The following is a 24,702-nucleotide window of genomic DNA, read 5'->3' as shown; positions in this document are numbered from 1 at the left end:
CAAGTCTGGCCGCGGCTTGCCGCAGTCTGACATACTTGCCGTCGGCCAAAATCCCCGCGTCGCGGCGGCTGCGCTCGGTGCGGTTACTATCGCAAACTCAGTCAACAAATATCTCGCATGCTCACTTCACTCTACGTCAAGGATTTCGCGATTGTCGGCGAAGCCGACATCACCCTCGTCGCCGGTCTCACGGTAGTGACGGGGGAAACCGGCGCGGGCAAATCGCTGCTGGTGGATGCGTTGCTGTTGTTGTCCGGCGGCCGCGCCGAAGCGGGCGTAGTGCGACATGGCAGCGAGCGCGCCGAACTCGCGGCGGAATTCGATCTCAGCAGTCAACCGGATATCCGCGCATGGCTGCAAGGCGAGGAACTCGACGAAGACCAGTCATGCCAGTTGCGCCGCGTGATCCGCGCCGATGGCGGCTCGCGCAGTTATATCAACGGCCGGCCGGTGACATTGACCCAACTCAAGGCGCTGGGCGAACGCCTGATCGAAATCCACGGCCAGCACGAACATCAAGCGCTGCTCGAACGCAGCAGCCAACTCGCGCTGCTGGATGCGTTTGGCGGGCATGCACAAACTCTGGCGCAAGTGAACGATCTCGCGCGACGCTGGCGCGAAGTCACAGCCCAGATCGCGCAACTTGGCGGCAATGAGGATCACGCCGAGCGTATTGAAATGCTCGAACATCAGGTTGGCGAATTGCAACGCGATGCGTTGTCGGCGAGCGAACTCGATGCACTCAATGAACGTCACCGCCAGCTCGCCAATGCCGGACAACTGGTGCAGGGTTGCGCCAACGTCGCAGAGCTGCTGGACGGCGAAAGCGAGTTCGCGTTGTTGCGCGCACTCGCGCGTGGCCAGAACGAAACCGCGCGATTGGCGCTGCTCGACACGCGTTTGATCCCGGTCAGTGAAATGATCGATGCGGCGCAAATCCAGTTGGTCGAAGCCAATGCCGAACTCGCGCGTTATCGCGATGCGCTTGATCTCGATCCCGAACGCCTCAGCGAACTCGATACGCAGATCGGTCGGCTGCATGAACTCGCGCGCAAATATCGCACGCCGATGGCCAATCTGAAACAACGCGAAAACGAACTGCGCAATGAGTTGGATTCGTTGCAGGGCGCCGGCGAACGTCTGCAACAACTCGGTCGCGAACGAACTTTGATCGAGCACGAATACACCGACGCTGCGGCGCTGCTGAGCAAAGCACGTGCGCAGGCTGCGGTCACACTTGGAGCACGCGTCAGCGAGTTGATCGCCGAGCTCGGCATGGGCGGCGGACGTCTCGAAATCATGCTTGAGCCGAGCGCAAAATCCACACCTGAGACGAATGGCCGCGAGCGTGCCGAATTCCTCGTCAGCGCAAATCCGGGTCAACCGCCACGCGCATTGCGCAAGGTCGCGTCTGGCGGCGAGCTGTCGCGCATCAGCCTCGCGATCGAAGTCGCCGCGCTCGGGCTGGATGAAGTCGGCACGATGGTGTTCGATGAAGTCGATTCCGGCATCGGTGGCGCGGTTGCCGAAGTCGTCGGCCAGAAACTGCGCAGACTAGGCAGCCAACGCCAGGTGTTGTGCGTGACACACCTCGCGCAAGTCGCCGCACAGGGTCATCAGCATTTTTGCGTGAGCAAAGTCAGCGATGGCCAGAGCACGCAAACGCGTATCGATGCACTCGACGAAAAAAGTCGGCGTGACGAGATCGCGCGCATGCTGGGCGGCATCGACATCACGCGCGAGACCCTGGCGCACGCGAAGCAAATGCTCACGCGTGCGCAAGCGAACTAGTTTTGTGGCCTACGAATATTTGTAGGCCTGCAAGCACAAACAGTCATGCGGATGACAGCCACACTCATCAAACCGAAACGTTGCCGTGATGGCGCGTGACAATGGTCGGATCGATGTGGATATCGAATCCGAGCCGGCGCAATGCGGCGCAGACCCAATAGTCCTCCGACAGATATTCGCCGTTGCTGACGCCGACGCGGAAGATATCGTAGTGGATTGCCGCGCCCGGATCGCCTTGCTGCGTGGTCAGGCGTTCGTAGATGCGGCCATCTTCTTTTGCATCATCGACCAGCGCATTTACGGCGTGGCGCGACAGCATGAAAACGGCGGTGCCGATGCGCTCGTTGAGCGCCAGCGGGCCAGCCTCGCCGATACTCACACCGATATTGAAAATGCGGCGCCCGTCGGGCGTGCGACCCTTCAACGCAACTGGCGCGCCGATCACGTCTTTGCTGTGCGCGAGCAAGCGCGATACGCCTTCGGCGTGCAAGCCAATGTCGGCATCGATGAACAGCAGATTGGTGAATTCCGGCTTTTCGTAAAACGCCGAAATAATGGCGTTGCGCGCGCGCGTGATCAGGCTTTCGTTGCCGATCGTCATCAACGAAAAACGAATTCCCGCCTGCTGATAGCGCAGCAGCGACAGCACAAAATCGCTGTGCATCATGCCGCCGTAAGCGGGCGTGCCAATCATCAGGTTGTATTCGAAGTGGCTCATGTGCGTGGCCGATATTTTTCGCGATTGCCGATGATCTGCAGCTGCACTTCAGCGAAACGTTGCAACTCGGCATCGCTGTATTGGCGATAGTCGGCGAGCAAGGCGCAATTGTTGGGGTACATCGGCTGGCCCATCGTGGTCGCGGCTGAGCGCGGATGCCACAGATGCAGCGCCGGAGATTCGTCGAGCTCGATCGTCGACAAGCGCAATCGCTGCAATTTGTAAGTCATCGCATCGTCTTCGCCGCCCCAGCCGAGGAAACGTTCATCCCAGCCACCGAGCATGGCGAAGGCATCGCGTCGCACGCAAAAAATCCCGCCGCACAACACGATGAACTCGGCGATGCCTTCGCGATTGATCGCGGGATCGTCGGGGCGATCGGGTTGGTAATCGAAGTTTCCTTCGCGCACGATCGCGGTTTCTGCGGGCGTGAGATCGACGATGCTGCGATACGGTTTGACCACTTGATAACCGCGCTGGCACAACTCCGCGCTCACCGGCAGTTGTTCGTCGATGAGCACATCCGCGTCGGCAAAAATCAGTACGCTGCCGCGCGCAAAACGATAACCGATATTAAAACCCCAACCCTTGTTGAACGGTCCGGGATTGTAGGCAAATACATTGCGGCAGGCCGCATGCGGAAGCACGCTGCCGAGTCGCGGCAGACTATCCTGCTCGACGACAATCACTTCAAGCTGTGGCAAACGCGATAGCCATACAAGCACGGTGTGCAGGTTCGCGCGGCGATCCGGGCTGTCGCTTTCGCGATAGGTCAAAATGCAGCTTGCGTAATTCATGCGTCGCAGAAATGATAATGGCTTGTCAGCCGCTGCCGAATGTGTGGCGCGGCGATTCTCACCGCGAATGTACGATGATACGTGCGCCCATGTCGATCACTTGCCTGACCATAACCCAGCCGACGCGACTCGCCATGCTGCGCCGCGCGGTGGCCGATTTCTGTCGGCAGGAATATTCTCAGCGCGAACTGCTGATCGTGCACGATGCCGGTAGCGAATTCGACACTGTGTTGGACGATCTCATTGCCGATTTTCCGGGGCAGCCGATTCGCACGCACGCCGCGCCGGCAGGAACGTCGCTCGGCGAGTTGCGCAATCTTTCGGTCGAACTTGCCGGCAGCGAGTTCCTCTGCCAATGGGACGATGACGATCGTTACCATCCGTTGCGTCTGAGCATGCAGTTGCAGGCGCTGCAAACCGAGGCGGCGGACTTCTGTTTCCTCAGCGATCAGCTCCACTGGTTTGCGGCGCGCGGCGAAATGTACTGGACCGATTGGAATATCGAACCCTACCCGTTGAATTTTGTGCAGGGAACCTTGCTCGGTCGCCGCGATTGTTTGCCGCGTTATCCCGATCTGCTGCGCGGCGAAGATACCGGGCTGTGTCTGGATATCCTGCGCGCTGGTCGACGCATCGCAAGAATGCGCGAGTTCGCTTGGTTGTATGTATATGTTTTTCACGGCGGCAATGCGTGGTCGGCAGCACATCATCAGGCGATCACGGCACACAAGAGCTTGCATGGCGCGCACCTGCTCGCGCGCAAACGCGTACTCGAAACGCGGCTGCGCGAATATGCACCACCACTCGGGCATATCGTCATGCCATCGCGCACCGGCGATTTGATTTTCGACTGAGATCCACATTGCGTTTCGCTGCGCTTCGACACATGCGATGTTGCAGATCCGATATGAATGTTTATCCATCGCGGATTTGCCCATTTCAATGCGCATCGTCGAACCTGTCAAGAAAACGTCGCGCCAGGTTGGCGTAAGTCGTATCCGCCGTGCGGACGTAATCGGCAGTCAGCAATCCCGCGTGAAAGAGCGTGAAATCGATACGCTGTTCCTGCCACCACAAATGCGCCCACAAGTGCACGCTGCAAGCACCGCGCGGCAACGTGGAATTTTCCACGAATAGCGCCGCGATTCCCGCCGGCGTTGTAGCAAACGGATAAAACGCTGCGGTCGGTGCGACCGTTACACATTGCGGTACATCGCTCCATACGCGCGCGGCTTCGTCGCAGGAATGTCGATTCCATGTGCCGTCGAATACTTCGCCCATGCGTCGCAGCCATTCTTGCGCGAAACGCGCCTGCGGCTTGGCGAAAAGCACCGCGTTGCATAACGACGGCCGCAATATGCCATTGCGATCCGGGATCGCGGCTTCTTCACCGATCAGGAATTCGTGGCTGTAAAATCGTTCCGGATACGGCCGCACGAACAGCGTATCCATATCGGCATACACACCGCCATGTTTCAGCAGAATCTGCAGGCGCAAAAAATCCGCTTCATGCGCGTAAGAAAAATCCGCCGCGGCGATGTAGCGCCCTTCGGCGCTATCCGCATATTTCGCGGTATCAAATGCCAGCGGCGCATTATCGATAATATGGATTTGCAGATGCGGCGCGATGCGCTCCCACCAAAGGCCATGCGGACGATGCCGCAAATGCAGATGGATCTTGTGCGGCCGATTAACCTGTCGGCACGATTCGAGACACAGATAATGCAGGATATGAAACGGTTCGTTCTGCACGCGCAGGCCAAAAACAAAGTGGAACTCACGCGTATTCTCAGCCATGAATCGCAGCCAGAATCTGCGCGGCAACCACCGGCTCGGCAAATCGGTTCAGCAGCTTGATCTGGATATCTTGTGCCGACTCGATCGCAGCAGAAAAATTCGCATAGGTATCACGCATCACGTTTATCGCGGACGCAATATCGGCCGACGCCCAGCGTTGTGAAGACCAGTACGACGGCCGATACGGCGGCCAGGTCGGGGCGGCCGACAATCGATAAGCGATGCGGCCAGGCCAATCTTCACCGAGAAAATCACACTGCCCGCCCCATCCCGTCATCACTACCGGCGTGCCAAGCGTTGCCGCCTCGAAAGCGCCGAGCCCCCAACCCTCACCATGCGTGAGCGAGACAAAACAATCGCCGATGCGGTGTAGCAGATCGACGCCGCGACCACTCAATTCATACGGCAGCAGGCACAGATACGGCAGTTCATGGTCGACCTCCTCGGCGATGGCATCGAGTTCGGCCTGCGCGAGATCGGCACTGGAAACTTCATGGAAAAATGGCGGGCCGCCGCTGCCTTGAGGCGTGGTCTTGATCACGAGGCTCACCGGATCATTCGCGCTGAACGCGTTCGCATACGCTTGCAGCAGTTCGGGAATCGCCTTGCGCGGTTGACAGGTACTGATCGAGTAAAACACGAAATGATGTGCGGGAATTCCGAACTGCGCACGTGCTTGAACAAGTTCTTTTTCGCTGAACTCGTTCCATATGTGCCGCCGCATATGCGGCACCACATGCACGGGTACGCGTGTGCCGGAAGCGACAAAAATATCGCGATTCATCGTGCTCGGCACGATCACCGCGTGCATCGAATTGAGAATCGGCAACCAATGCACCGGCAGTTGATCTGTTTCCCAAACGGTGCAACCAACATTGCGTTTGCCGAGTTCGAACAAAGCTGGCCAATGCTCGGGCACGCAGTAGAAGACTACGACGTCATGGGCGATCGGGCGCGATGTGAGATGCAGCAGCGCAGCGAGATCGGCAAGACTCGCATCGCCTTCGGCGAGCTGCAGCAGAGCCAGGTTCGCGCGTTCCGAGCCTCGTACCGGAACCGCAGAGTCGCCGTGACGACGTAGCGGAATCCACTCAACTGGCACGCCAGCGTTGACCAATGCACGCGCGTACGCAATGCCAGACAGTCCATAACCGCTGGCTTCGACGAACGAGTAGAAACGGACGCCGGTCGTCACGAGCGACGTCTTTCGGGATGGAACGGAATCAGAACTTGCGGCGGCGACGCATGCCGATGTAGGCCATCATCGCAGCCAAGCCACCGAGAGCAGCAGGGCTCACCGTCGGCAACGATGCTGGGCTCGGAATCGGAATGCCGACGTAGACACTGACCGATGCGCTGACGTTGCCGAGATTGTCGCTGCCCGTGCAGGAAAACGTGTCGACGCCCTGGAACGCAGTGTTCGGTGTATAAAAAAGGTCGCCGTGAGGTGCCACCTGCGCGCTACCGTTGGACGGATTGGTGCAACTGAAAACTTGCGGATTATTTGCCGCGTCGCTGGCGAAAATATTCACGCCGCTAAGAGACGTATTCACCGGGGTCGAATAAACATCCTGAATCGGTGCGGCATATGCAGAACTGGAAAGCATGCCCAGACTTACCAGCACGGCAGGCACCGGAATATGCAGGCCTTTGTTCCTGACAGATTTCGGCGTTACCGCAACATTGTTCTCGTCGGACCCTAATTCGATTTTCTTCGACATGGTTAACGCTCCCAAGATTAGTCGAAGCTTACCCGGATGCGCGACTCGGAAGCAAGTCGCCATGTCGAGGCACCCAACTTTGACTTCACAGACAAAAAAAGAGCCGCGTATTGCGACTCTTTTTTCGATGCAAGGTATCGAACAAACCGCAGAAGATTACATGCGGTCTTCGGCGACCTTGATCTTGGCTTCCTTGCGCAGGTTCGCGATGAATGCTTTCGCGGCTTCGTAACCGATGCCCTGGGCGAGCTCGCTGCGTACGCTGTCGCGCGTCGCCGCATTCGCCGTCGCCGGATCGCCATCTGTCACCGCGGTAACTACAGCAAGATCGTAAGTATTGTTGGCCAGCGTAACCAGCAACGGCACAGGTTTGTCGGCCGCCGGGCGCGGCAAGGCAAAAACATCCGCTACGAGCTTGCTGTCGAGACTGGCATCGGCACGCAGAACATCCTTGCCTTCGCTTACTTTCAGTTTCAACTCGTCGGCAAGCTTGTCGAGACTTTCACCTTTTTCCAGCCGTGCGTACAACTCGTCGGCGCGCTTCTTGGCTTGCGTGGTCTGTTCTTGCGCAACCAGAATCAGATTAATCTGCGCGCGAACTTCGTCGAGCTTTTTCGGTGTGCTTGCGATATGGCCATTTTCGGCAATGCGCAGCAGCACGATGTGATTCTGGCCGAGCTGCACAGGATCGCTGATATTGCCCTGCACGAGCACCGCGTCCGAGAACGCTGCCTTGAGGATCGCCGGATCGGCGCTGATGCCTTCTCCGCCCCCCTGCCGAGTGAACGGTGCAGTCTTCTGCACCGTCAGACCAACCGCCTTGGCGGCGGGTTCCAGCGAACTCGGACTCGCGATTGCCTGGTCGGTAAATTTGCCGGCGGCCTCGCTGAATACACGATCGCGCTCGGTCTCGACAAACTCCTTGGTCAGGTCAGGCTTGACCTCGTCGAAGCTGCGTTCCTTCTGCGCACGCACGTCGCGCAATTGAATGATGTGATAACCCTCGGGCGATAACACCGGATCAGAAATATCACCCTTGTTCATGCCGAACAACGCGGCCTCGAAAGCCGCCTGGGTCACGCCTTTTTCCAGCCAGCCGAGATCGCCGCCAGCGCTTTTGGAGCCGAGATCGTCGGATTTTTCTTTCGCGAGCTTGGCAAAGTCCGCCGGCTTGGCCTTGGCTTGTTTGGCAATTTCGGTCGCTGCCTGCAGGCCTTTTTTCTGCGCTTCGGCGTCGGCGTTCTGCGGCAGCTTCACGAGGATGTGTGATGCCTCGCGTTGTTCTGGCGAAACAAAACGCGCCTTTTCTTTCTCGTAGCGCGCCTTGAGTGTTGCCTCATCCGGCTTCGCCTCGACCGACAATTTCGCGCCGTCGAGATCGACGTACTCGATCGTCACTTTTTCCGGATTCGTGAAATCCGCGCTGTGCTGCTTGAAAAACTCTTCTGCCTGCGCATCGGTAATTTTTGGCGCATCGGCGGTGAGCTTGTCCAAGGCTACATAACGAAAGCTGCGTTTTTCGTCGCGCAGACGCAGATAAGTGTCGATATCAAGATCGGTGACAAAACTGCTCTGCATGATTTGCGCGGGCAATTCGCGTGCGAGCAAATCCTTACGGATATTTTCATCGTATTCGCGCGGTGTCTTGCGGATCGAGCCGAGTACGGCGCGATAAGTAGCCGAATCAAATTTCCCGTCACTTTGGAACTGCGGCGTCTGCCTGATCTGATCCTGGATTTTCTGCGCCGGGATCATGATGCCAAGCTTGTCGTTGGCTTCGAGAATGAGCTGCTCGTCGATCATGCCATCGAGCACGCGGCGTTTCTGCATCGGATTGTCGATGAGTTGCGGATCGAAGTTGGCGCCCATCGAGGCTTGCGCGCGCGCACGATATTGATCGAAGCGGCCGCGAAAATCCTGCGTGGATATTTCGTGATCACCGACCTTGGCGACGTAGGTGTCGGCGCGACCCGTCATGTAGGACTCGATACCAAAGAACGAAAATACAAAGATCAGAACAGCAAGAAGAACCTTCGCGATCGTGCCGGATACCTTGTCGTGCAGTGCTTGCAACATGAGCGTGATACACCCTGAGGTCGGTTGCGCTACGGTGCGGAGATAACTCCGGTACCGACGACCGCAGCTGCGGTCTGTGCGCGTTGTTGAATACGGATTATTTCACTATTACGGTTCAAGACACACAAAAAAATAAGGGCGCCCATAACAGGCGCCCTTAAGAAGGTGGCGGAGTGGACGGGACTCGAACCCGCGACCTCCGGCGTGACAGGCCAGCATTCTAACCAACTGAACTACCACTCCGCAGCTTGGTGGGTGCTGAGGGGATCGAACCCCCGACCCTCGCCTTGTAAGGGCGATGCTCTACCGGCTGAGCTAAGCACCCAGTAGAGCAAATCAGTTTAATGCATCTTTGAGCGCTTTACCAGCCTTGAATGAAGGAACTTTCGAGGCTTTGATCTTGATCTGTTCGCCAGTGCGAGGATTGCGACCAGTACGAGCAGCACGCTTGCGCACGGTGAACGTGCCAAAGCCTACCAATGATACGTCGTCGCCTTTCTTCAACGCTTTCTTGATCACCGTGATGATCGCATCAAGCGCCTTGTCGGCATCCACTTTGGTTACATCGGCTTCTTCGGATACAGCAGTGAGAAATTCAGCTTTATTCATTTTTATGTACTCCCTGACGGAAATAGGCGCGCGCAATTATTCGGGATTGTAACGAAACATTTATTGGCCGTTGCGCATGCGACAAACCAACCGTTCCGCTACCTGCATTTCCTTGGACAAAAAACCGTCGCTTGAATCGCAGGAGCGTCTTTATACCAGCCCCCATGGCATCACGCAAGCAAGGCGTGGCGCGGGTTCGCGAGGATTTGAATTATTTTTCGAAGAGTCTGTACAGGCCGCAAATTCACTTGACAGCGCATCGAGAAATTGCATGGCCTTGCAAGCAATTTTCGATGCGCGTCAAGCCGATTCAGTGCGGTCTTACCACACCGGTTTCTTCCCTGCCCTCGCGTGCCGGCTCGCTCTTTTCCTTGGCATCCTGCGCAACGATTTTGTTGTTCGGCGTGAGCGGCCTTTCAAGCGCAATGTCGAGCACCTCGTCGATCCATTTCGCGGTATGGATTTCCAGCGAACCGGTGACATTTTTCGGGATGTCGGCCAAGTCCTTTTTATTTTCTTCGGGAATGATCACGGTGGTAATGCCACCGCGATGTGCCGCGAGCAGTTTTTCTTTTAGGCCACCAATCGGCAAAACCCGACCACGCAAAGTAATCTCGCCAGTCATCGCCACTTCGGCGCGCACCGGCACCTTGGTCAACGCCGATACCAGTGCGGTACACATTGCGACACCAGCGCTGGGACCGTCTTTCGGTGTGGCACCTTCCGGCACGTGGATATGGATGTCGTGCTTCTGGTGAAACTCGGGATCGATACCAAGTTGATCGGCACGCGCACGCACCACCGATAACGCAGCCTGGATCGACTCCTGCATCACGTCGCCGAGTTGGCCGGTGTGAATCAACTTGCCTTTGCCGGGCACCACGGTGGCTTCGATGCTAAGCAATTCGCCGCCGACCTGAGTCCATGCCAAGCCTGTTACCAGACCGATTTCGTTCTGGTTCTCGGCGCGACCAAACGTGAATTTCTGCACGCCCAGATAGGTTTCGAGGTTCTCGGAATTGATCAGCAATTTGCGTCGCTTGATCTTCTTGCCGGCATTCTTGGCCTTGTCGGTAGCGAGAGAAATTTCCTTGACCACCTTGCGACAGATCTTCGAGATTTCGCGCTCGAGATTTCGCACGCCGGCTTCACGCGTGTAATAACGCACGATGTCGCGCACGGCAGATTCGTCGACCGCAATTTCGTCGTTCTTCAGACCGTTCGCCTTGATCTGCTTTTGCAACAAATAACGCGTGGCGATATTGATTTTCTCGTCTTCGGTATAACCCGGGATGCGAATCACCTCCATGCGATCGAGCAGCGGCGCCGGGATATTCAGCGAGTTTGCCGTGGCGATCCACATGACTTCGGAGAGATCGAAATCCACTTCGAGGTAATGATCGCTGAAAGCGTTGTTCTGTTCCGGATCGAGCACTTCGAGAAGCGCTGAAGACGGATCGCCGCGGAAATCCATCGACATCTTGTCGATTTCATCGAGCACGAACAGCGGATTCTTGGTGCCGATCTTGCTCAGGTTCTGCACGATACGGCCCGGCATCGAGCCGATGTAAGTGCGGCGATGGCCGCGGATCTCGGCTTCGTCACGCACGCCGCCCAAAGACATGCGCACGAACTTGCGATTGGTCGCCTTCGCGATCGATTGACCAAGCGAAGTCTTGCCCACACCCGGCGGGCCAACCAGGCACAGAATCGGCGCCTTCATCTTTTTCACGCGCTGCTGCACGGCGAGATATTCAAGGATACGTTCCTTGACTTTTTCGAGACCGAAATGATCGGCATCAAGCACGTCCTGGGCTGCGTTCAGATCCTTGCGGACTTTGGTGCGCTTTTTCCACGGCACACCCACCAGCCAGTCGACGTAGTTGCGCACGACGGTGGCTTCGGCCGACATCGGCGACATCTGCTTGAGCTTGTTGAGCTCGGCCTTGGCCTTGGTCTCGACCGGCTTGGGCATGCCAGCGTTGGCGATTTTCTTGGCCAGTTCCTCAAGCTCGTTTGGCGCTTCGTCGGATTCGCCAAGCTCTTTCTGGATGGCCTTCATCTGCTCATTCAGATAATACTCGCGCTGACTTTTTTCCATCTGCGACTTGACGCGGCCGCGGATGCGTTTTTCGATCTGCTGCACATCGATTTCGCCATCGACGAAACCGATCAGCATTTCCAGGCGATCGCCGACGTCGGCCGTTTCCAGCACTTTCTGCTTGTCCTGCAGGCGCACGGTGAGATGCGCGGCGACGGTATCAGCCAGACGGCTCGGATCGTCGATGCCCGACAGCGTAGTCAGCAACTCGGGTGGAATCTTGCGATTGAGTTTGACGTATTGCTCGAACAGCGAGGTCAGTGAGCGCGAGACGACGTCGATTTCGCGCTGTTCGCGCGTATACATCGGCTCGAGTGGACGCACGAACCCGGTCAACAAACCGTTGCGCTCGCCGTAACGAACAACCTCGGCGCGTGACGCGCCTTCGACCAGCACCTTGATCGTACCATCGGGCAATTTCAAAAGTTGCAGCACGGTGGCAACGGTGCCGATCGAATACAGGTCGGCTTCGAGCGGATCATCGATGTCCGGCCCGCGTTGCGCCACGAGCAGGATTTGCTTGTCGCCGTCCATGGCTGCGTCAAGCGCGCGCACAGATTTTTCGCGCCCGACAAACAACGGAATGACCATGTGCGGATACACCACCACATCACGCAGCGGCAATACCGGCAATTCGGTCACATCAATTTGCGCGACACTTTTGGGAGTCTTTTCCATTCGATTTCCTGAACAACGAAGCGGATAAACAGTAAGGCAGAAACAATAATGGCAGCGTGTTCGCACGCTGCCATATCGTCAAGTAAGGGCGCTGTGCGAATTTGCAAGCAATCTCGCGTGCCGCGCCTTGGGCGCAACCGAATTATTCTGCAGATGCGGCCCGCGCCTGCATGCCACGATAAATAAGATACGGCTCAGCCTGACCGTTGATCACAGCCTCGTCGACAACGACCTTGCTGACATGCTCCAGTGACGGCAGCTCATACATGGTATCGAGCAGCACCTGTTCGAGAATCGTGCGCAAGCCGCGTGCTCCAGTGCGACGTTTAAGCGCTTTACGCGCAACAGCAGCCAAGGCTTCGGGGCGGAATTCCAACTCGGCGCCTTCCATCTCGAACATCTTCTTGAACTGGCGTGTGATCGCATTTTTCGGCTCGGTCAGAATTTTGACCAGCGCATCCTGATCGAGCTCTTCGAGCGTCGCGACCACTGGCAGACGACCGACAAATTCGGGGATCAGACCGAACTTGACCAGATCTTCCGGCTCGACATCGGCCAAAACCTTGCCGACATTCGATGCCTGCGACTTGCTGCGCACCTCGGCGTTGAAGCCGATGCCGGTGGACTCCGAGCGCGCCTGAATGACTTTCTCCAGCCCCGCAAACGCACCACCGCAAATAAACAGAATATTCTTGGTATCTACCTGCAAAAATTCCTGCTGCGGATGCTTGCGCCCACCTTGCGGCGGCACCGAAGCAAGCGTGCCTTCGATCAGCTTGAGCAAGGCCTGCTGCACACCTTCACCGGAAACGTCGCGCGTGATCGACGGGTTTTCACTCTTGCGCGAAATCTTGTCGATCTCATCAATATAAACGATGCCGGTCTGCGCCTTCTCGACGTCGTAGTCGCATTTCTGCAGCAACTTCTGAATGATGTTCTCGACATCCTCGCCCACGTAACCCGCCTCGGTCAGCGTGGTTGCGTCGGCGATCGTGAACGGCACATTGAGTTGGCGCGCGAGCGTTTCCGCCAGCAGCGTCTTGCCCGAGCCGGTCGGACCAATCAGCAGGATATTCGATTTGGCGAGTTCGACATCGTCGTTCTTGCCACGCGACTCCAGACGTTTGTAATGGTTGTACACCGCCACAGCGAGGGTCTTTTTCGCCCGGCTTTGGCCGATCACGTACTGATCGAGCACATCCTGAATCTCACGCGGCTTGGGCAGATGGCTGCGCGCGGTGGCGGCCTTTTCTTCCAGTTCTTCGCGAATGATGTCGTTGCAAAGTTCCACGCATTCATCGCAAATGAACACGCTCGGGCCCGCAATCAGTTTGCGCACCTCGTGTTGACTCTTGCCGCAGAAAGAGCAGTAGAGAATCTTGCCGCTCTCACCCGATCGGCTTTGCCGGTCGTCACTCATACCAGATCCCGAGTCCATTGCAATTTGATGTCAAGCGCAGAATAGCATAGCCCCCCGCTCCGGCAAGCGCCGGTGCAGGGGATGTGTCACAAAACGAAAACAGATGTTATGACGCGGCCGCAACAATGATCAGACTTTTGCTGCGTCGGCCGGGCGCTTTTCGAGCACGGCATCGATCAGACCGTAGGCCTGGGCGTCCGGAGCGCTCATGAAATTATCGCGATCGGTATCTTTCGCAATGCGCTCGATCGGCTGACCGGTGTGCTTGGCCATGATCGAATTCAGGCGATCGCGAATCGTCAGGATCTCACGCGTGTGGATCTCGATATCCGTCGCCTGGCCTTGGAAACCGCCGAGCGGCTGATGAATCATGACGCGCGAATGCGGCAGGCTGTAACGTTTGCCTTTGGCGCCCGCAGTCAATAATAACGCCCCCATGCTGGCCGCTTGACCGATGCACATCGTGCTCACGTCGGGCTTGAGGAACTGCATGGTGTCGTAGATCGCCATGCCGGCTGTGACCGAACCACCCGGGCTGTTGATGTAAAGATTGATGTCCTTGTCCGGATTTTCCGATTCGAGGAACAACAACTGCGCGACGACGACATTCGCCACGTAGTCGTCAATGGGCCCGACCAGGAAAATCACGCGCTCTTTCAGCAGACGCGAATAAATATCGTAAGCGCGCTCGCCGCGGGAGGTCTGTTCGACCACCATCGGCACCATATTCAAGCCTTGCGGTGCGAATACCTTGGACATAAACGAACTCCCGATCATGATGAGAGGAAATCCCGCAACCGGGATTTCCCGAAAACTCGATCACGCGTTGGGACGCATGACCTCGCTGAAGCTCAAAGCCTGCTCGCTGACCTGAGCATGATTGGCAACCCAATCCGCTACCTGGTCTTCGAGAACACGACTCTGCAGTCCGCTCATCAGTTGGGGATCGTTCGAGTAAAGTTCAACTACGCGTTCCGGCTCTTCGTAAGTCGAAGCAATCGCCGAAAGGGTTTCAGCAACACGACGCGAGTCCAGACGCAGATCATTCTGTCGTGCGATTTCGCCAATCAGAACCCCGGCAGAAACGCGCTGCTGCGCGATCGCGGCATAGGCTTCCGGTGGCTGGTTGATATTTTGTCCGGCCTGGCGTGCCTGCGCTTCGGCCTGCTGTGCCAGTGCGCGCGCCTCGGCGGCGATCATGCTTTGCGGCAGTTCCAAATCGGCATACGCCGCCACCAGTTTCTGCACGACTTCGTTTTTCAGGCGCGCCGACAATGTGGCCTTGAGTTCGCGCTCGAGATTGGCGCGCACATCTTCGCGGAAACGCTCAATACCGCCTTCTTTCACACCGAAGCTGGCGACAAATACATCGTCGAGTTCCGGCATCTGCGCTTCCTGCACGCGCGACACCTTGAACTCCACTTCTGCATGCTTGCCAGCCAATTCAGCGACGCGGAAATCCGCCGGGAAAGTGAGTTCGACTTTTTTGTCTTCGCCACCTTTCAAACCGACCAAGGCGTTTTCAAATTCGGCAAACATCGCACCGGAACCGATCACCGTGCCGACGCGATCAAAACCTTCGGCAGGATGGCGTGCATCGCCGGATTGCGCGGAATATTCGAACAACACCATGTCGCCAACCTGCGCGGCGCGCTCAACCGGTGTCCAGCTGCGGCGCTGTTGACGCAAGGTATCGATCATCTGATCGACATCCACATCGGTCACGCTGGCGGTCGGCTTGGTCACTGAGAGCGTGCTGACATCGATCTTGGCGATCTCGGGCAGCACTTCAAAGGTGGCGACATATTCGATTTCGCCATTGTTCGATTGACCCGTGGTCGAAATCGACGGCGCCATCGCCGGACGCAACTTTTGATCGTCGACGGCGGACTGGAAGCTGTTGCGCACGAGCTCGTTGAAGGCTTCGCCGCGCACTTGCGCGCCGAAACGCTGCTCAATCACTTTCGGTGGAATCTTGCCGGGACGGAAACCCTTCAGGCGGATGTTGCGGCCCATTTCCTGCAGTCGTGTTCTGACCTGCGAATCGAGCTGTTCTGCCGGTAGTTTTACCGTCAGTTTGCGCTCAAGTTTGCCCACGTTTTCAACCGAAATTTGCATGCTGGCTCCTAACTGGAAAAACGCGAAGGTATGACGCGCCTGGTAGTTGGCCGCCATCTCTGCGCTGTGTCATTGGGTGGTGCGAAAGGAGAGACTCGAACTCTCACGGGTTACCCCGCCAGAACCTAAATCTGGTGCGTCTACCAATTCCGCCACATTCGCTTACATCCGGGATTGTAGTATGAATTCTGCTTGGGGATGTACCAGCCTTGCGCAGGCGTTACTGGATACTGTCGAGATAAGTGGTGGGCCGTGTAGGAGTCGAACCTACGACCAAGAGATTAAGAGTCTCCTGCTCTACCAACTGAGCTAACGGCCCACTTGCTTGAAACTGGGGTGAACGATGGGGCTCGAACCCACGACCGCCGGAATCACAATCCGGAGCTCTACCGACTGAGCTACGCTCACCATTGAAACCATTCGTACTGGCGCGCCCGACAGGAATCGAACCTGCAACCGTCGGCTTAGAAGGCCGATGCTCTATCCGATTGAGCTACGGGCGCAAAGCCCGAACAGTGTAAGGCACGAACCTCCTTGACGCGACCACATGCAGCTTCCTGCCACACCTTTCAAAACTCCTGCGCGATCCGGATCTGGTCGGGGTAGAGGGATTCGAACCCGCGACCCCCTGCTCCCAAAGCAGGTGCGCTACCAGACTGCGCTATACCCCGTTCGGATCCAGAACTTTACGACTCGTCAGCGCGCTACAAACCTGGGTCGAATACTACGTACAGGCCGGTATCGCGTCAATCTGGAGTCGCTTACGCACATCAAAAAAAACCTGAATCTGCAGCCAGACGGGCCTGCAACATTCCATTAATCCGTCGCCGATAAAATAAAGGGTGCCGAAGCACCCTTTATCGGAATGGCGCGCCCGGAGAGATTCGAACTCCCGACCACCTAGTTCGTAGCCAGGTACTCTATCCAGCTGAGCTACGGGCGCAATAAAACGGATTTCGGTATTGCCTGAAACGGTTTTGGCTCCGTTTCAGCTCGCATCGTCTTGAAAGCTTGGCCGAAGCGAAGCAACCCGGTGATGCGAGCCAGCAATTATCACCAGCGAATCGATTCACGTCAATACAAAATCGAAAATTTTCGCACCGCAAGCACCACTCGCCGGTCAGCTGCTCAAGTTTATTAAGCGCTTGCTCCAGCCAAAATCCAGTCGCATGCGCAACAAAACATGATTGGTCAGCGTCGTGTTTGGATTAAACTATGCCGGATGCAACGTCTACCTACGAGGCAAGCGAGACCGCCAATAGTGTTGGTCGAGCGCGTGGCGCGGTTGATTGACAACGTCTTGCGCCGCATTCAAGCCTGCATCGAATCACTTCTTTACTCACTCTGGAGCTCCAGCGTAATGATCTTTGAAACCCTCGCCACCACGGGTCACGAGCAAGTTGTGTTCTGCCACAACAAAGATGCCGGCCTGAAGGCAATCATCGCCATCCACAACACTGTACTCGGCCCAGCCTTGGGCGGATTGCGCATGTGGAACTACAAGACCGAAGCCGAAGCACTCAACGATGTCCTGCGTCTGTCACGCGGGATGTCGTACAAGGCGGCGGTCGCAGGACTGAGTCTCGGTGGCGGCAAAGGTGTGATCATCGGCGATCCGACCAAGGACAAATCCGAAGCGCTGTTCCGCGCGTTCGGCCGTTTCGTCAACTCGCTCAATGGCCGCTACATCACCGCGGAAGACGTCGGTATCGATGTCAACGACATGGAATACGTGCTCAAGGAAACCGACTACGTCACTGGCGTGCATCAGGTGCACGGCGGCTCGGGCGATCCGTCGCCGTTCACGGCTTTCGGCACTTTGCAGGGCCTGATGGCTTCGTTGAATGCCAAGTTCGGCAACGAAGACGTCGGCAAATATAGTTACGCCGTGCAAGGCACGGGCCACGTCGGCATGGAATTCGTCAAGTTGTTGCGCGAGCAAGGCGCAAAGGTATTTGTCACCGACATCAACAAGGATGCGGTGCAACAGTGCGTCGACGAATATGGCTGCGAAGCGGTCGGACTCGATGATATCTACGACGTCGATGCAGACGTCTATTCGCCGTGCGCGCTCGGTGGCACGGTCAACGAAGCGACGCTGCCACGGCTCAAGTGCAAGGTCATCTGCGGCGCGGCGAACAACCAGCTCGCCACCGATGAAATCGGCGAAGAACTCGAAGCCCGCGGCATCCTGTATGCACCGGATTACGCCGTCAACGCCGGCGGCCTGATGAACGTATCGCTCGAAATCGACGGTTACAACCGCGAACGCGCGATGCGCATGATGCGCACGATCTATTACAACCTCGGCAAGATTTTCCAGATCGCCGCGCGTGACAAGATCCCGACTTTCCGCGCCGCAGATCGCCTCGCCGAAGATCGCATCGCCACGATCGGCAAGATCAAACTGCCGACGATGGGCAACGGCGCGCCACGTTTTCTCGGTCGCATGCGCGGGCAATAATTGCAGCGCAGAATTCTGCACCTACCAATGAATTGATCGCGACACACAAACGCGCATCGCTCTGTCCCAAGGATAGCGGCGATGCGCTTTTCACATGAAATTACTCGGCTGGCGCAACACGTTTGGAAATTCCGGAACTGCTGCCGCGCGGCTCGTTTTGTAGCAATCCCACTCTTTTAACAACGGCCAAATATCATGCGTCCATTTCCCCTCGGTGAAGAACTCGATCTGCTGCGCGAAACGGTGCACGCGTTTGCGGAAAAGGAAATCGCGCCGCGCGCCAATCTGATCGATCATGACAATATTTTCCCCAGCGATCTGTGGCAAAAATTCGGCGACATGGGTCTGCTCGGCATCACCATCCCGACCGAATACGGCGGCTCGGGCATGGGTTTTCTGGCGCACCAACTCGCGGTCGAGGAAATCTCGCGCGCCTCAGGCTCGGTTGGCCTTTCCTACGCCGCTCATTCTAATCTGTGCGTGCAAAATATTTTCCACAACGGCAATGAAGCTCAGCGCCAAAAATACATCCCGAAACTGTGCAGCGGCGAACATGTCGGCGCACTCGCGATGAGCGAACCCGGCGCCGGTTCGGATGTCGTCGGCTCGATGACCTGCCGTGCCGAACTCAAGGGCGATCATTGGCTCGCCAACGGTTCAAAAATGTGGATCACCAACGGTCCCGACGCCGATGTGCTGCTGGTCTACATGCGCACCGCACCGCGCCCAGCGGGATCGCGCTGCATGACCGCCTTCATCGTCGAAAAAGGCATGAAAGGTTTCAGCACCGCGCAGAAGCTCGACAAGCTCGGCATGCGCGGCTCTAACACCTGCGAACTGGTTTTCGAGGATTGCGAAATCCCCGCGGAAAACATCGTCGGCCAAGTCAACGAAGGTGTGCGTGTACTCATGAGCGGCCTCGATACCGAGCGTCTGGTGTTATCCGGTGGCCCGATCGGTCTGATGCAGGCGGCGCTCGAAATAGCCCTGCCCTACACACGCGAACGCAAGCAGTTCAACGCGCCGATTGGCACCTTCGGCATCATGCAGGCAAAGATTGCCGACATGTATACCGCGCTGCAATCCTCGCGCGCATTTGCGTATCTGGTGGCGCAGGATTTTGATCGTGGCGTGAAGTCGCGCATCGATCCCGCGGCGTGTTTGCTCAACGCCTCACAGAATGCGGTCAAGGTTGCGCTCGAAGCGATTCAGTGTCTCGGCGGCAACGGTTATATCAACGAATACCCGACCGGTCGAATTCTGCGCGATGCGAAACTTTATGAAATCGGCGCGGGCACCAACGAAATCCGCCGTATGCTGATTGGCCGCGAACTCTTCCACGGCAAATGGTGACGCTAAGATTTGCGAAAACATCCGCTTTTGAATAACTCGAAATCCTGACCTCTCGTCCTATTACCGCGTTTGCCAGTGCAACAGACAGCGCGCGATAATCTGCTATCTGCCGCGCTGCGCGGTCGCCTCACAACTCGGAGAATTCCATGTCTGATTCCATCGTTATTGTCGGCGCCAAGCGCACCGCGATCGGTTCCATGCTCGGCCAGTTCACCGGTGTGCCCACCACGACGCTCGGCGCCACCGCGATCAAAGCCGCGCTGGAACAATCCGGCGTCGCGGCTGACGACGTATCCGAAGTGATCATGGGTTGTGTATTGCCCGCCAATCTCGGCCAGGCGCCGGCGCGTCAAGCGGCGCTCGCGGCGGGTCTGCCGAAATCGGCAGGCTGCACGACGATCAACAAGGTCTGCGGCTCGGGCATGAAGGCGATCATGCTGGCCAACGATCTGATCAAAGCCGGCTCGGCCAGCATCATCGTTGCTGGCGGTATGGAGTCGATGACGAATGCACCGCACATGGTCGCAGCCCGCACCGGCCTGCGTTATGGCGACGCAAAGCTGGTTGATCATATGGCCTGGGATGGCCTGACCAATCCGTATGACGGCCAGTCGATGGGCGTGTTCGCCGAAGCCACCGCCGACAAATACGGCTTCACGCGCGAGGCGCAGGATGCCTACACGATCGAATCAGTTCGGCGCGCGCAAGCCGCGATCGCGTCGGGCGCATTCGCCGCCGAAATCGTTGCTGTGAAAGTTGCCGGACGCAAGGGCGATGTCGAATACGCGACCGACGAGCAACCCGGTAAATCCGACATCGCCAAGATTCCAACGCTGAAACCGGCGTTTCGCAAAGATGGCACCGTGACCGCAGCTGGTTCGTCGAGCATTTCCGACGGTGCTGCAGCAACAATAGTGATGAGTGAAGCCGAGGCAAAAAAACGCGGACTGACGCCACTGGCACGGATCGTCGGCCATGCCACGTTCTCGCAGGAGCCGGAATGGTTCACGACCGCGCCGGTAAGTGCAATCGACAAGCTGCTTAAACAGATTGGCTGGAGCGTGGCCGATGTCGATCTGTTCGAAGTCAATGAAGCGTTCGCCGTCGTCGCGATGGCGCCGATCAAGGAGCTCGGTATTCCGCACGAAAAAATCAATGTCCACGGCGGTGCTTGTGCGCTCGGTCATCCGATCGGTGCATCCGGCGCGCGCCTGATTGTGACTCTGTTGCATGCGCTCAAGGCACGTGGCGGCAAGCGCGGCATCGCGGCACTCTGCATCGGCGGCGGCGAAGCCACGGCATTGGCGGTCGAGCTGGTTTGAGCGGACTGATTCAATCTTCAAGATCAATCCGATTTTTTGCACAGCGCCGGATTAATTCAGGTCTATGACGGGCATTCATCGATGAGCGATTTTTGCCCCGTCAGCGCCGTCGATCTGATCCTCGCATCGAGCTCAATTTATCGGCGCGACTTGCTGCAACGCCTGACCAAAAACTTCAGCCAGCTCGCACCGCATGTCGATGAATCAGCATCTGCTGACGAAACTCCGGCGGCGCTCGCCTTGCGCCTAGCCATTGCGAAAGCAAATGCCGTGGCCGCTATTCGACCCGGAGCGATCGTGATCGGCTCCGATCAGGTTGCCGCATTAGGTACGCGGATGCTGGGCAAGCCGGGCGATCATGAAAACGCGCGCGCGCAACTACTGGCGTGCTGCGGACAAACTGTAAGTTTCCATACCGCGCTATGTCTGATCGATGGCCGCAACGGCCGGATTCAACACGCCGTCGATTGCACGCTCGTTTATTTCCGCAACCTCGGCAGCGGAGAAATCGATGCCTACCTGCAGGCTGAAAAACCCTACGATTGCGCCGGCAGTTTCAAGGCCGAAGGTCTGGGCATCGCGTTGTTCGAGCGTATGCAAACCGAAGATCCGACCGCACTGATCGGACTGCCATTGATTGCTCTCAGTCGCATGTTGCGAACTGCCGGAATCGCGCTTTTTTAAGCTGCCCGCAGTTCCGCTCGAGGGGAAGAGTACGAACAGTCACTGGTGCCAAGTGACGCAGTTGTATTCGCCGCCCGAGCCTCGACCTGCCGCTTGGCAAGTAGAGGCTCGGGCAATCGATTATTTCAAAGTATCACTGCGCACACGATATTTGCCGTTGCTCTCGCGTGCCACGCCACTCTGGCCCAGATCAATGTCGCCAACCAGCCAGAAACGCAACAGGCTCGAACCCGAACGTCGCACCACAACCGCACTATCCGAGCCAACGTAAATCAAATCGTTCAACTCCAATTGCCTCACCGCGACGGTGGCGGTGATGGTATGCGCATCGTTGAGCTGCTTTTCCAGAGACGTGCGCTCCGCGCTCGCTGCCGCAGGCTCCTTGCCGCTGAAATTGATTGCCACACCCGTAGCCGTGCGCAGCGCAGGCGTAGCGTTGGCATCGATGCGTGTCTTGACCTCGTAACTGCTCTTGCCGAGTTGCACGAGCTCGGTGCGCAACAGATTGAGTTCGCCATCCAGCCAGAAAAGCTGACGCGTACCTTGGCGTCGAACCACCGCACGCACCGATCCGTCCACGTAAATCTGATCACCTACGTCAAGCTGCGTCACCGACAAATTACCGTCCGCGGCAGCACCCTCGTTCAGGCTCTTCTCCAATCGCTTGTGGATAGCTGCGGTCTGATCTACAGCTAGCGCTGGCGCGGCAATAGGAGCGGCGGCCGGCGCCGGAGCTGCTGCCACGGGTGCCGCAGGTTCCGGGGCAGGAGCTACAACCGGTGCGGTTGCGACTTCGACTTTTGGCGCAGGTGCTGGCACGGGAGCCGGTGCGGCAACTGGCGCCGGCTTTGGCTCAGCGACAACAACAGGCTTGGTTGCGGGAACCGCTGCCACCACGGGTTTCGCGGCCACCGCAGGCGCCGGAGCCGGAGCCGGAGCCGGAGCCGGAGCCGGAGGCACAGGTTTGGCCACGGCCGGTTCGGCTGTCTTGTCTTCGAGTCTGACCACGACGGCTTCGACAAAACTATCCTTCATGACCAGATTGATTTTGCTGCCATGAGCACCGGCGAGAATTTTCTGCGCCACCTTGTCGTGCCAGTAGTCCGGCGCGCTCACTACAACTCGCTTGCCACTATCGGCAGCTTGGCGTCCGAGCGCAGCGAGTTTTGCATCGCCCGCCCCGGCCAGCAATTCTGCGCCCGTCACACCGACATCCTGCGCGAGTGCGATGCCGCTCCACAGCGTCATCATAAAAAGTATACTTTTACGCAATTTCACAACGATTTCCTCGGTAAATAAAATTATTCATGACTGAAACCCAGTGATCAGATTTCCGCCATCTCATCATGCAGAACAATGGCTCGGCATGGGTAAAACAAACTATGCGGCTGCAGAAAAACCATCGCTATTGCCCACTACGGCGCTCATTTTGACGCCATTCGACGCCGCTGTAATGTGCTATTAGCCATACCGCACATGTAAATTCAGCCGCCGCCCGATCCACCATGCACGCCGCCTTTGGTCAACGTCAGCGGATCAAGCAATTGTTTCAGTTTCGCCTCGGGCAAACCCGTGGTTTCGCGCGCAACGTCGAGAATCGGCCGGTTCTGCTTATAGGCTTGCTTTGCGGTTGCCGCGCCTTTTTCATAACCAATTACCGGGTTCAGCGCTGTGACCAGAATCGGATTGCGATTCAGCGCCTCCTTGATATGTTCGCTGCGCACGGTAAATCCGGCGATCGCCAAATCCGCCAGCGCGCGCATCGCGTTGCCGAGAATTTCGATCGATTGCAGCAGATTTAGCGCAATCACCGGCAACATCACATTCAGCTGAAAATTACCGGCCTGGCCAGCGATCGTGATCGTGATGTCGTTGCCGATCACCTGCGCGCAGACCATCGTCATCGCCTCGGGAATCACTGGATTGACCTTGCCCGGCATGATCGACGAACCCGGCTGCAACGCTGGCAGTTCAATCTCGCCGAGGCCCGCCAGCGGACCGGAATTCATCCAGCGCAAATCGTTGGCAATTTTCATGAGGCTGCAAGCCAGCGTCTTGAGCTGACCGGAGAGCTCCACCGCGGCATCCTGCGACGACATGCCCTCGAAATAATTCTGCGCCGATTCGAAATGCACGCCGCCGAGTTTGCTCAATTGCGCCGCAATACGCGGACCAAAATCCTCAGCCGCATTGATGCCGGTGCCAACCGCCGTACCGCCCTGCGGCAGACAACGCAGTCGCTTCAGCGCGTCCTGCAGGCGTGCCGCGTTCGAGCGCAATTGCGCCGCCCAGCCGCCGAGTTCCTGGCCGAACGTGACCGGCATCGCATCCATCAGATGCGTGCGTCCGGTCTTGACCACTTTTTTCAATTCACGCGCACGTTTTTCGATGATGGCGATGAGATGCGCCAGCGCTGGCAGCAAATGCTCCGTCACGGCCAGCGTCGCACTGACTTGGATTGCGGTCGGAATCACATCATTCGACGACTGCCCCATGTTCACGTGATCGTTCGGATGCACCTCGCGCCCGAGCGCCGCGGTAGCGAGATGGGCAATCACCTCGTTCGCATTCATGTTGGTCGAGGTGCCGGATCCGGTCTGAAATACGTCGATCGGAAATTGCGCGTCGAACTCCCCACTCGCCACTTGTTCGGCGGCGCTGCGAATCGCTTTCGCGAGCGGCTTTTTCAGGCCGCCAAGATCGGCGTTTACCTGCGCCGCAGCCGATTTGATCAAGCCCAACGCACGGATAAACTGGCGCGGCAAATGCAATCCGGAAATCTTGAAATTATCAATCGCGCGCTGGGTTTGCGCACCGTACAACGCGCCCGCCGGGACTTTGAGTTCGCCCATGCTGTCGCGCTCGATGCGGAATTTGGTCGGCCGCGGATTCTTCAACGTTTTGTTGATCACGAAGAAAACCTTCTGGATATATGTGCTGAGTGCGTATGACAGCCCGCGAAAGTTGCGCGGCCGTCAAAACTTGCTCGTGGGCAGTTGCAAAACACGCCATACGAGCAGTTCGGTTCGCGGATTAATTTCTGCGCAAACCTG

General features: G+C 57.4%; 19 protein-coding genes and 8 tRNA genes. 6 read left to right on the top strand and 21 right to left on the bottom strand.

What is annotated here, in order from left to right:
• The first annotated feature begins 117 nt into the window (after positions 1-117).
• Complete coding sequence (gene recN / locus ELE36_RS09065; RefSeq protein WP_129832755.1) at positions 118-1,791, top strand: DNA repair protein RecN; 1,674 nt, start codon at positions 118-120, stop codon at positions 1,789-1,791.
• Between the two features lie 67 nt (positions 1,792-1,858).
• Here the strand turns inward: recN and ELE36_RS09060 are convergent, their stop codons facing one another.
• Both ELE36_RS09060 and ELE36_RS09055 read right to left on the bottom strand, forming a co-directional pair.
• Positions 1,859-2,509 (bottom strand): hypothetical protein, encoded by a 651-nt coding sequence (locus tag ELE36_RS09060; protein ID WP_129832754.1) that lies wholly within the window; start codon positions 2,507-2,509, stop codon positions 1,859-1,861.
• Positions 2,506-3,306, bottom strand: coding sequence for a galactosyltransferase-related protein (locus tag ELE36_RS09055; RefSeq protein WP_129832753.1), 801 nt, complete (start codon positions 3,304-3,306; stop codon positions 2,506-2,508). The genes ELE36_RS09060 and ELE36_RS09055 overlap by 4 nt, the downstream gene beginning before the upstream one ends.
• A gap of 89 nt (positions 3,307-3,395) precedes the next feature.
• Here ELE36_RS09055 and ELE36_RS09050 point away from each other — a divergent pair, with 89 nt between their 5' ends.
• Positions 3,396-4,160, top strand: coding sequence for a glycosyltransferase (locus ELE36_RS09050; protein WP_165371543.1), 765 nt, complete (start codon positions 3,396-3,398; stop codon positions 4,158-4,160).
• Positions 4,161-4,245: 85 nt separating this feature from the next.
• On the opposite strand, the gene ELE36_RS09045 is transcribed toward ELE36_RS09050, so the two are convergent.
• The 17 genes from ELE36_RS09045 to ELE36_RS08965 form a co-directional block, all read right to left on the bottom strand.
• Positions 4,246-5,103: a glycosyltransferase gene (locus ELE36_RS09045; RefSeq protein ID WP_129832751.1), complete on the bottom strand. Its 858-nt coding sequence runs from the start codon at positions 5,101-5,103 to the stop codon at positions 4,246-4,248.
• Positions 5,096-6,298, bottom strand: a complete 1,203-nt coding sequence (locus ELE36_RS09040) for a glycosyltransferase (protein ID WP_129832750.1) — start codon at positions 6,296-6,298, stop codon at positions 5,096-5,098. The genes ELE36_RS09045 and ELE36_RS09040 overlap by 8 nt, the downstream gene beginning before the upstream one ends.
• A 28-nt stretch (positions 6,299-6,326) precedes the next feature.
• Positions 6,327-6,824 carry an IPTL-CTERM sorting domain-containing protein gene (locus ELE36_RS09035; RefSeq protein ID WP_129832749.1) on the bottom strand — a complete coding sequence of 166 codons (498 nt, stop codon included), beginning with the start codon at positions 6,822-6,824 and terminating at the stop codon, positions 6,327-6,329.
• A 156-nt stretch (positions 6,825-6,980) separates the two neighbouring features.
• Positions 6,981-8,900, bottom strand: a complete 1,920-nt coding sequence (locus tag ELE36_RS09030) for a SurA N-terminal domain-containing protein (RefSeq protein ID WP_129832748.1) — start codon at positions 8,898-8,900, stop codon at positions 6,981-6,983.
• A gap of 166 nt (positions 8,901-9,066) precedes the next feature.
• Positions 9,067-9,143 (bottom strand) — tRNA-Asp (locus tag ELE36_RS09025).
• Positions 9,144-9,149: 6 nt separating this feature from the next.
• Positions 9,150-9,225, bottom strand: a tRNA-Val gene (locus tag ELE36_RS09020).
• Between the two features lie 11 nt (positions 9,226-9,236).
• A complete protein-coding gene (locus ELE36_RS09015; RefSeq protein ID WP_129832747.1) occupies positions 9,237-9,509 on the bottom strand; it encodes an HU family DNA-binding protein in 273 nt (90 codons plus the stop codon).
• 310 nt (positions 9,510-9,819) lie between these two features.
• Positions 9,820-12,288, bottom strand: coding sequence for an endopeptidase La (gene lon, locus ELE36_RS09010; protein WP_129832746.1), 2,469 nt, complete (start codon positions 12,286-12,288; stop codon positions 9,820-9,822).
• Between the two features lie 142 nt (positions 12,289-12,430).
• Positions 12,431-13,708, bottom strand: coding sequence for an ATP-dependent Clp protease ATP-binding subunit ClpX (gene clpX / locus ELE36_RS09005; RefSeq protein WP_129832745.1), 1,278 nt, complete (start codon positions 13,706-13,708; stop codon positions 12,431-12,433).
• A 129-nt stretch (positions 13,709-13,837) separates the two neighbouring features.
• Positions 13,838-14,467 (bottom strand): ATP-dependent Clp endopeptidase proteolytic subunit ClpP, encoded by a 630-nt coding sequence (clpP, locus tag ELE36_RS09000; protein ID WP_129832744.1) that lies wholly within the window; start codon positions 14,465-14,467, stop codon positions 13,838-13,840.
• Between the two features lie 60 nt (positions 14,468-14,527).
• A complete protein-coding gene (tig, locus tag ELE36_RS08995; RefSeq protein WP_129832743.1) occupies positions 14,528-15,826 on the bottom strand; it encodes a trigger factor in 1,299 nt (432 codons plus the stop codon).
• 77 nt (positions 15,827-15,903) lie between these two features.
• Positions 15,904-15,988, bottom strand: a tRNA-Leu gene (locus tag ELE36_RS08990).
• 81 nt (positions 15,989-16,069) lie between these two features.
• A tRNA-Lys gene (locus ELE36_RS08985) sits at positions 16,070-16,145 on the bottom strand.
• Positions 16,146-16,158: 13 nt separating this feature from the next.
• Positions 16,159-16,234: transfer RNA gene (locus tag ELE36_RS08980), tRNA-His, on the bottom strand.
• A gap of 18 nt (positions 16,235-16,252) precedes the next feature.
• Positions 16,253-16,329: transfer RNA gene (locus ELE36_RS08975), tRNA-Arg, on the bottom strand.
• A 91-nt stretch (positions 16,330-16,420) separates the two neighbouring features.
• A tRNA-Pro gene (locus tag ELE36_RS08970) sits at positions 16,421-16,497 on the bottom strand.
• A 195-nt stretch (positions 16,498-16,692) separates the two neighbouring features.
• Positions 16,693-16,769: transfer RNA gene (locus ELE36_RS08965), tRNA-Arg, on the bottom strand.
• A 417-nt stretch (positions 16,770-17,186) separates the two neighbouring features.
• Between ELE36_RS08965 and ELE36_RS08960 the strand changes: the two genes are divergently transcribed.
• The 4 genes from ELE36_RS08960 (at position 17,187) to ELE36_RS08945 (ending at position 21,649) form a co-directional block, all read left to right on the top strand.
• On the top strand, positions 17,187-18,290 hold the full coding sequence (locus tag ELE36_RS08960; RefSeq protein WP_129832742.1) for a Glu/Leu/Phe/Val dehydrogenase dimerization domain-containing protein: 1,104 nt from the start codon (positions 17,187-17,189) through the stop codon (positions 18,288-18,290).
• 195 nt (positions 18,291-18,485) lie between these two features.
• Positions 18,486-19,643: an isovaleryl-CoA dehydrogenase gene (locus ELE36_RS08955; protein WP_129832741.1), complete on the top strand. Its 1,158-nt coding sequence runs from the start codon at positions 18,486-18,488 to the stop codon at positions 19,641-19,643.
• Between the two features lie 146 nt (positions 19,644-19,789).
• On the top strand, positions 19,790-20,965 hold the full coding sequence (locus ELE36_RS08950) for a thiolase family protein (protein ID WP_129832740.1): 1,176 nt from the start codon (positions 19,790-19,792) through the stop codon (positions 20,963-20,965).
• A gap of 81 nt (positions 20,966-21,046) precedes the next feature.
• Complete coding sequence (locus ELE36_RS08945; RefSeq protein WP_129832739.1) at positions 21,047-21,649, top strand: Maf family nucleotide pyrophosphatase; 603 nt, start codon at positions 21,047-21,049, stop codon at positions 21,647-21,649.
• 120 nt (positions 21,650-21,769) lie between these two features.
• Here the strand turns inward: ELE36_RS08945 and ELE36_RS20330 are convergent, their stop codons facing one another.
• Complete coding sequence (locus tag ELE36_RS20330; RefSeq protein ID WP_207215897.1) at positions 21,770-22,927, bottom strand: hypothetical protein; 1,158 nt, start codon at positions 22,925-22,927, stop codon at positions 21,770-21,772.
• Between the two features lie 206 nt (positions 22,928-23,133).
• Positions 23,134-24,558, bottom strand: a complete 1,425-nt coding sequence (locus tag ELE36_RS08935) for a class II fumarate hydratase (protein ID WP_277987075.1) — start codon at positions 24,556-24,558, stop codon at positions 23,134-23,136.
• Between the last annotated feature and the right edge of the window lie 144 nt (positions 24,559-24,702).

Origin of the sequence: Pseudolysobacter antarcticus, from assembly GCF_004168365.1 — a bacterium.
In the GTDB taxonomy this organism is placed as follows: Bacteria; Pseudomonadota; Gammaproteobacteria; order Xanthomonadales; family Rhodanobacteraceae; genus Pseudolysobacter; species Pseudolysobacter antarcticus.
This window is presented reverse-complemented; position numbering and strand designations above follow the sequence as displayed.

What these genes read in the sequence shown, in the direction of transcription:
- ELE36_RS08955 (WP_129832741.1), top strand. Translation starts at nt 18,486, where the DNA reads ATGCGTCCATTTCCCCTCGGTGAAGAACTCGATCTGCTGCGCGAAACG.
- clpP (WP_129832744.1), bottom strand. Translation starts at nt 14,467, where the DNA reads ATGTCCAAGGTATTCGCACCGCAAGGCTTGAATATGGTGCCGATGGTG.
- ELE36_RS09055 (WP_129832753.1), bottom strand. Translation starts at nt 3,306, where the DNA reads ATGAATTACGCAAGCTGCATTTTGACCTATCGCGAAAGCGACAGCCCG.
- lon (WP_129832746.1), bottom strand. Translation starts at nt 12,288, where the DNA reads ATGGAAAAGACTCCCAAAAGTGTCGCGCAAATTGATGTGACCGAATTG.
- ELE36_RS09050 (WP_165371543.1), top strand. Translation starts at nt 3,396, where the DNA reads ATGTCGATCACTTGCCTGACCATAACCCAGCCGACGCGACTCGCCATG.
- clpX (WP_129832745.1), bottom strand. Translation starts at nt 13,708, where the DNA reads ATGAGTGACGACCGGCAAAGCCGATCGGGTGAGAGCGGCAAGATTCTC.
- ELE36_RS09045 (WP_129832751.1), bottom strand. Translation starts at nt 5,103, where the DNA reads ATGGCTGAGAATACGCGTGAGTTCCACTTTGTTTTTGGCCTGCGCGTG.
- ELE36_RS09015 (WP_129832747.1), bottom strand. Translation starts at nt 9,509, where the DNA reads ATGAATAAAGCTGAATTTCTCACTGCTGTATCCGAAGAAGCCGATGTA.
- recN (WP_129832755.1), top strand. Translation starts at nt 118, where the DNA reads ATGCTCACTTCACTCTACGTCAAGGATTTCGCGATTGTCGGCGAAGCC.
- ELE36_RS09060 (WP_129832754.1), bottom strand. Translation starts at nt 2,509, where the DNA reads ATGAGCCACTTCGAATACAACCTGATGATTGGCACGCCCGCTTACGGC.
- ELE36_RS08950 (WP_129832740.1), top strand. Translation starts at nt 19,790, where the DNA reads ATGTCTGATTCCATCGTTATTGTCGGCGCCAAGCGCACCGCGATCGGT.
- ELE36_RS09030 (WP_129832748.1), bottom strand. Translation starts at nt 8,900, where the DNA reads ATGTTGCAAGCACTGCACGACAAGGTATCCGGCACGATCGCGAAGGTT.
- ELE36_RS08945 (WP_129832739.1), top strand. Translation starts at nt 21,047, where the DNA reads ATGAGCGATTTTTGCCCCGTCAGCGCCGTCGATCTGATCCTCGCATCG.
- tig (WP_129832743.1), bottom strand. Translation starts at nt 15,826, where the DNA reads ATGCAAATTTCGGTTGAAAACGTGGGCAAACTTGAGCGCAAACTGACG.
- ELE36_RS09035 (WP_129832749.1), bottom strand. Translation starts at nt 6,824, where the DNA reads ATGTCGAAGAAAATCGAATTAGGGTCCGACGAGAACAATGTTGCGGTA.
- ELE36_RS08960 (WP_129832742.1), top strand. Translation starts at nt 17,187, where the DNA reads ATGATCTTTGAAACCCTCGCCACCACGGGTCACGAGCAAGTTGTGTTC.